Source organism: Lachnotalea glycerini, assembly GCF_003201285.1.
GTDB lineage: Bacteria > Bacillota > Clostridia > Lachnospirales > Lachnospiraceae > Lachnotalea > Lachnotalea glycerini.
Genome location: NZ_QICS01000026.1, coordinates 1 through 7241 on the forward strand (window position 1 = coordinate 1; position 7241 = coordinate 7241).

Consider the following 7241-nt stretch of genomic DNA (forward strand, 5'->3'; position numbering starts at 1 on the left):
TGCTTTTTGCAGCCTCCCCTTTTATCTCTCCCATCTGTGCCACTGCTTCGGTCTGCACTCTGACCTTCTCCAGTTCCTCCGCCCACTGGTTGATCAATCCGCATAAATTCAGGTCTTGTTAAGATAATGCAAACAACAGTTCTGTGGAAGAACTACTATTACTTGTTTCACATAAATCCAGTAGTAGCAACACATTCTATTACCTTAGTTTCATTTTGTCCGACATTTCAAATGAAAATACGATTGTATACCCAAGCTAAAATTTTTTGCTTAAGTCTCTTAATTAATATCATAGATTTTACTCCTTTGGAAGTAGCCATGATAATTAATTAAGAGGCAAAAATTTAGGTTGCGGATATACTAAGGTGAATACATAATTAAATAATAGCTTTAAATGGAGCATGTCCAGTTTTAGCATTTCTTAACAAAGAAGGCTTTCTAAATCTCAAGCTTGTTTCTAAGTAAAAAACATAGTTTCCTTCTTCATTTTTATTTAATGAAACATTTATCCATATTGGCACTAATGGGGATTGACATGCTATAAGATTAACCACTTCGTCAAGTGATAAAATCCTGTTTCCCACGTTTTTTTCACTCAATGCAATCAATCTCATTTGATTATCTAGACCATTAAATGACTTATCTTTTTCATAAATAGGAATTATTTTAAATCTAATATCTTCATGAGCTATTTTTTTTCCCTTCATAATCTCATCAATTGTTAATATTAAATTTTTTCGAAAAATAATTTTATTCATTTTGATTATTTTTTCCATATTCTCCTCCAATTACTTTATATTTATTGTGGCATATATTTTATAGGACCATTATATACCACATGTGAGTCAATTACATAATTTGACATTGAGGTTTCAAATTCACTTATTCGAATCCATGAACCATCAGTATTTACGCCAATATTCTCTATAACTTGAGGATAATTCTTTATTTGTGCAACAGTTGGCTGATAATGTCCTGATTCACCTGATATGCATCTAACATATCCTTTTGAATTTACTTTCATCATTCCAGCCGCTTGTACTTCATTTCCATTTGCCAAGTATGAATGTCCTCTACCTATATATAAATTACCTTCCTTATCCACAACAAAATCTACTTCTTGAATACCATTATCTATCTTTATTTTTCCATTCTCCAACGTATAATTGAATGTTTTTCCAATCTGATTGTCTTCTGGAAACTTATTACTTATATTTTGTATAGTCTTACTGCCACCCTTGACTTGGACTCTTTATCCTTATAATTATCTAAGCCAATTTCCTACCCCTCTGAAAAAGTCGCACTTTCCCAAGCAGTATTGCATCTGCTTAAAATTTTATCACATATTCTAAATTTTTCCTAATTACTTTTATCTGTATCTATATTGCTTTCTTTTATCTCTGGCATTCGATATTCTGTACCGCTCTTTAGAATTCCATATAGGATATTTACCAATCGTCTGGATATGCAGATTAAGACCTGCTGACCATTTTTTCCTTCCGCTATTCGTCTCTCGTAATACGCACGAAATACGGGATTTCTCGGTTTTCCCTTTGCTGATACCTGTATCATCTGTACCGCTAAAAAATAAATAGTTGCCTGCAATCTTCGATTCCCCTGTTTCGATGCTTTATCTGTACCTTTTCCTGCCGACGAATTATTAATTGGTGCGATACCTGCAAACTGTGCTAACTTGGATGCATTGGAAAAACGCTTAATATCACCAATCTCCGCAAGCATCTTCACCGCTGTCGTGATATTTACCCCTGGGATTGTGGTTAAGGTAAAACCAAGGGAATGATACAACTTTTCTAACTCAGTATCCACTTCTTGTAACTGCTTTTCATAATGCTGCAAATCACTTACAATTCCTTTTGTTACAACATCTCTGGCATCCTGATGCTCATTATCTTTCACTTTATCACTTTTGATGGCATCCATTATCTTTTCACATGTCTTGGTGGAACATCGGTTGTGACTGATTGGAACTAATTCTTCTCTTAAGTCCTCTACCCCTTTGCCCTTCAGATACTTCTGTGATGGATACTTTGACCAGAAATACAGAGCTGTTGGTCTACCTATATCTGTAAAAAACACCTTATAACTCGGATAGGCGATACAAAGCTGTTCGTGAAGCTGATTAGTCAAACGGATCCTATGACGCATGATGTTGTCCCTGCGATTTACCAACTGACCAAGTGACCAATATGCATCATTCGGACACGCATCTGGAAGTTTATCAAGCATGGTAATTGTTGCAAGGGCTATCGCCTGTGCATCATCACTGTCGCTCTTTCTATACATGGCTCCTCGGTGCTTTGCCTGTCGGTTGGAAATAGCGGTATTTACGTCTTTCACGATATACTTTCTATCAATCAACCATACTGCAAGAGCACGACCATATCCATAGGCATTTTCAAGACCATATACTGGTTCTTTTCCATCAGTGCAATACTTCTTTACTTTCCTTACCAACTTTGGGAATTCTGCTGGTGTATTAGCAAATGTAATTTCACCTAGTTTGTTGTTAAAACAGTCTAAAATGACCGCTGTGTGGGTCTCTTTATGTAAATCAATACCTACATAAATGTGTTCCTCTTTAATCATAATTAAATCTCCATTCTCTTATGTTTGGTCGAAATGCTGACAACCTCAACTGATAAGTCTCTCTCCGAGAATTACACTGTTGCGACTCGGTGGACAAGGGTGGCAAAATCTATCCATTTCTGGTCGGACTCATAATATCCAAGGGATACCGCCGACTTTCATGGAGAATGTACTTATCCTGCAAGAACGCAGGAACTTTTAGAGACTTACGAACTGCTCCAAAAGTTGTTTGTGATATTAACTCTCTATGCCGTCACATTTCAAGTTAATTCTGTAGAAATGGCAGGTGTTTCACTGCTTACTTCCATTATACAAATCGCACTTTTTGAAAGACCGCCAAAACTTCCACCATCTCATATAGAAAAAGCATATGAGAAAATCCTATTTTTTCATTCTTAGCCAAAAACCAAAACAGGAGAAATAGTTACCGATATTTTTAGACCAATACCCCTCTGTCAAGCACTTTTTCATAAAACTATGAACTTTTTAAAACTATCTTATCAATTCACATAGAAAATCCGCACCATACTGGCAGAATGCCAAGTAGCATGCGGATTATTTCTATTACCTTTGAAATTTTCAGTTCTTTACCCAAGGCAGATGTTTTTCTGAATGGCATCTTCCAATTCCTTACTACCGATACCAATATACCTCTGTGTCACAAGCACACTGGAATGATGAAGCAGGGTTCTGACCAGTTCAATGTTGTAGTGATTATTCACATAGACATTCGTGGCAAATGCCTTACGGAAAGAATGGCTGCCTATTCCACTTAATCCAAGATACTCACATACCACTTTCAAATGCTTTAGTACTGCTCGTTCTGTGATTGGAAATAATCTGGATTTTGGCGAAACATTATGCTCATAGGCATAATCACGGATGAACTGATACACTTCATCTGGAACGGTAAAATTTCTATACTTGCCAGTTTTTTGTTCATAAATATCAAGGCGATATCGATTACCATCTTTTACAAAAGAATCTACGGTAAGATTTAAGATATCACCGACACGAAGTCCAAGGTTATACTCTAAAATCAACACGGTCGCAATTCTTTCATTTGGCTTGTACTCTACCCCTTGATAGGTGAAACCTTCTTTCATCACTGATACAATCCTCTTATAAGTTTCTTCATCAACTGCTTTTGTACGTTTATTCATGCCCTCTCACTCCAATCCGCTTAAAGTCTGCCAGTTTCTCCGAACACTTGGCAGACTGGCAAAAGCTATTAATTCCACTAAGTTCCTAATTTCAAGACCATAAAGTTCCATAAATCCAATACTGTAACAAGAGTTACACCAGTTCAAGCCATAGTTCCTAAACCAGTACGAATAGGAACTAACAAGCAAAGCCGTAATTCGCCCAATGTGCCCTTTTTATGTAGTACTGGAAGTAGTCACCCCACACATAAAAAGCGAACGTAGGACATCGTGTGCAAGCGTGTGACATTCCCAACCAAGTCCAAGGAACGAATACCCCCAACCATTCATCCACCACGGTGTAAAATTCCATCTGAAGAATAAGTCTTTGCTAGAATACCAACTGTGATATAGGCAATACAATCCGCTACATAATCTTTTCCTGTCATGTTAAATGAAAAAGCAGAAAATAATCTCTGTACACAGCTTCTTTCCAAGCATACTAAGGTATTAAGATACTCTGCAACTGCAGGTCTGAAATGTTTCCCATTACCAACCTCAAGATATGGTTGTTCTAGAATACGAAGTGATCCCCCTCCATTTAGGACTGCCTCTGCAAATGCTACAAATCTGGATACGCTTGGGAATCGGTCAACACTTATTACATAGATGATATCACCTGCTACGAATCTGGAAGATAATACATCCAGTCTTGACCAGTGAATGATATTAACGTTTGCTACTTTCTTACTCTTAAGATAAGCAAGACTCGTTTTGTCATCTCTATCTGATACAATACCATAAATCATAAACATCACTCCAATCTGTTATTCATAGTCAAAATCAAAAATCATATCAATTGCTACATACAGATTAAAAACATCTAGGTAATATCAAGTAATACATGAATCACAGAATTTTGTGACTAGTTCCTATATCGCCAAACTGGAAATGACTGTGAATACCACACTGACACTTAAGTCTTTTTATTTTAACTGCCAAAATTCACAGTAAAATCAATTGATTTTAGAAAAATAATGGGAAAGATAAAACTCTGTGACAAATATGACTCATTTATTTGACTCTAATTGTGAATACACTTTGATACTTTGATAGAAAAGTTCGTATTTTTAGATGGATTAACTGGCAGAAAATGGATACCCCTGAGACAAGAACATATCTTCAAATTGCTGATATTATCAAATTTGCAAAGAATATATTAAATCAACAAAAGGTTAAATCAAAACAACATCAGAATATATCAATTCAGAAAAAGACTTTATGAATACAAAATCAGAAAATGTCATATCATTTTCACTCATGGTGATTTCAATTTAACATAGCTAAAATGGCAGATATTTTGTTCTGAAATATCTGTCATTTACATCATTGTTTTTTATAAAATCTTTTATCTATGATATTCCCTTTCTTTTCCTTTTCGCCAATCAAAAACGTTTCTCGGTACACTAACCTGCAATCACTGACACGGTCCATTGCTTCTTTATGGCTTATTTTCTCCACTAGTGGTCGCTTCATACCCCTACTGGCTGAGAACAATGGCATCCCTGTTGGATAATACTTTAATCTGCCGCCTTTAATAAACTGCTTGGACTTGCCATCCACAACTTTATCTACTACATCATAAGTTTCATCACCCTCAACATATTCAACGTCACTTAGATATACTTTGAAGTAAAGAGCAAGACCATCTGCATCATAAACTTTATGTGTGTCTGTTATCCCATAACCCCACAACTCTGTAATTACTTCATTTGATATGAATGGAGCAACGTCTTCAAATATCAGCAAAATGTGCAGATGCCACGAATTGCCATGACTCTCACCCTGTGGCTCAGCAACTGTAATTCTTTTGAATACCTTTTGACCAACTGACAGTTCGGTCTGATTATTCAAATATCGTTGCAATCTTCTAAGAAACATTTTCCCATCTTCATATACTTTTTCATGGTCTGTCTTGACATCAGCATAAGTCAACGTAATCCACTTGCAGCAACTTGGGTTTGTTGCATTACACCGAATTAAGTCCATTAGATTATTAATACTTTTTCGAACACTTTTGGGTGTTTGATATCGGTTTTCAGATTTCTTTCTCTCTTTAATCTCGCCAGTTTCTTTATCCAGATATTTGTCCTTCGAAATGTTCTGTATGGGACACCTTTTGTTAACTCCAGCTGAAAACTGGACTTCTCGGGTATTTCCCGCTATTTTCAATTTTACTTCGGTATTCTCTTGGAGTTTAATTGATTCTGAACTCACTTTTCTAATTTTCATAATAAAATACACCCTTTCAAACATTTAAATTTTGTTTGAAAGAGTGCGTTTATCTCATCATATTAGAACTACACCTTAAAATCCTATTGTATACCCAAGGCAATTTTTTTTGCATAAGTCTATTAATTCATATCATGTATTACATCACTTCGTGAGAGACATGATACTGAATTAATAGACAGGGATTTAGTGAGTTGGAAGTCCGAAAGTATAACCATAATTAAATATAATTATTCACCAATTTCCATCTTCAAAATCATCTGTTTCAAGTTCTTTTATAAAAACCGAAATCCATTGTACCGTTTCTGTCTCCGAATCAGTTTCAACAAAAACACCTTTAGGACTTACATAAACTTCCTCAAAGTCATCATATTCAAAACTAGTTTCTACACTTAACATATCTTCTGTTTTTTGCCCTACATATATTTCATCAAATAATAAGCCTTTATATTCTTCTAAAGTTGTTATCTTAAATAACTTTCCATTAATAAGATTAATAAACAAATAAATTTTTCCCTTAATTTCATATCGAACAAGAAATTTATCGTACAAAAAACACTCAACTTTTTCGTTTTGAAGTAATGCTTTCAATTCACTTATATGACTATATAGTTTTATACCTCCCATACCAATCCAGGGAATAATAGGCGCTTCCAAATTTATCATTATTACTTTCCTCCTGTAAATATAATTGTTGAAGTTTCTTTTCCATCAGTTTTATATATTTCTTCAATTCCATCAACTATCTTAATTATTCCTTGATCACTAGTGCTAATTTTTATATACGGATTTGCTCCATGCCTTCCACCGCCTGGTGAAACTTGAACTTGGGTAATATTTTTACCCCCACCCGGATTATTAATCTTGATAATTTTAGCACCAGAGCTTGACCGTTTTGAAGATTGAACTGTTACATCATAACCAGACTCTTTAAGAACCTGTGCTATTTCATCTGCAGACTTTCCACTAAATGCGCTTGGATTAGCTTTTATATCATCAATTGCTACATTTCCGTTTTTAATAATAGAATTTAAGCCACCCTTAATCCCAGTCTCAGCCAAATCTTTGTCAGTCACTTTACTCAATACGGTTTGATATTCTGATGTCTTATAGTATCCACTCACATTTTTCACACTGTCATACTTGGTCATTCCTCCGTATGTCAGCATTCCTACTGCCGCTCCTGTCATTGTGGCCAGT

Annotated in this window: 8 protein-coding genes; all 8 read right to left on the bottom strand. The window is 35.3% G+C overall.

Annotated features, from left to right (window positions below; translation table 11 throughout):
* Positions 1-377: 377 nt before the first annotated feature.
* A complete protein-coding gene (locus C8E03_RS21405; RefSeq protein ID WP_094377376.1) occupies positions 378-776 on the bottom strand; it encodes a hypothetical protein in 399 nt (132 codons plus the stop codon).
* Between the two features lie 23 nt (positions 777-799).
* Positions 800-1060 (bottom strand): hypothetical protein, encoded by a 261-nt coding sequence (locus tag C8E03_RS21410; protein WP_170123092.1) that lies wholly within the window; start codon positions 1058-1060, stop codon positions 800-802.
* Positions 1061-1359: 299 nt separating this feature from the next.
* The gene (locus C8E03_RS21415) at positions 1360-2607 is read right to left on the bottom strand and encodes an IS110 family RNA-guided transposase (RefSeq protein ID WP_094377378.1); all 1248 of its coding nucleotides are present in this window, start codon (positions 2605-2607) and stop codon (positions 1360-1362) included.
* 587 nt (positions 2608-3194) lie between these two features.
* A complete protein-coding gene (locus C8E03_RS21420) occupies positions 3195-3770 on the bottom strand; it encodes a tyrosine-type recombinase/integrase (RefSeq protein ID WP_094377379.1) in 576 nt (191 codons plus the stop codon).
* Positions 3771-4096: 326 nt separating this feature from the next.
* A complete protein-coding gene (locus C8E03_RS21425) occupies positions 4097-4558 on the bottom strand; it encodes a hypothetical protein (protein WP_094377380.1) in 462 nt (153 codons plus the stop codon).
* 577 nt (positions 4559-5135) lie between these two features.
* A complete protein-coding gene (locus C8E03_RS21430; protein WP_094377381.1) occupies positions 5136-6041 on the bottom strand; it encodes a rolling circle replication-associated protein in 906 nt (301 codons plus the stop codon).
* Between the two features lie 234 nt (positions 6042-6275).
* The gene (locus tag C8E03_RS21435; RefSeq protein WP_094377382.1) at positions 6276-6707 is read right to left on the bottom strand and encodes a hypothetical protein; all 432 of its coding nucleotides are present in this window, start codon (positions 6705-6707) and stop codon (positions 6276-6278) included.
* A gap of 2 nt (positions 6708-6709) precedes the next feature.
* A partial coding sequence (locus C8E03_RS22170; protein WP_207657823.1) for a hypothetical protein occupies positions 6710-7241 on the bottom strand: 532 nt, incomplete at its 5' end.

What these genes read in the sequence shown, in the direction of transcription:
- C8E03_RS21415 (WP_094377378.1), bottom strand. Translation starts at nt 2,607, where the DNA reads ATGATTAAAGAGGAACACATTTATGTAGGTATTGATTTACATAAAGAG.
- C8E03_RS21435 (WP_094377382.1), bottom strand. Translation starts at nt 6,707, where the DNA reads ATGATAAATTTGGAAGCGCCTATTATTCCCTGGATTGGTATGGGAGGT.
- C8E03_RS21425 (WP_094377380.1), bottom strand. Translation starts at nt 4,558, where the DNA reads ATGATTTATGGTATTGTATCAGATAGAGATGACAAAACGAGTCTTGCT.
- C8E03_RS21430 (WP_094377381.1), bottom strand. Translation starts at nt 6,041, where the DNA reads ATGAAAATTAGAAAAGTGAGTTCAGAATCAATTAAACTCCAAGAGAAT.
- C8E03_RS21405 (WP_094377376.1), bottom strand. Translation starts at nt 776, where the DNA reads ATGGAAAAAATAATCAAAATGAATAAAATTATTTTTCGAAAAAATTTA.
- C8E03_RS21420 (WP_094377379.1), bottom strand. Translation starts at nt 3,770, where the DNA reads ATGAATAAACGTACAAAAGCAGTTGATGAAGAAACTTATAAGAGGATT.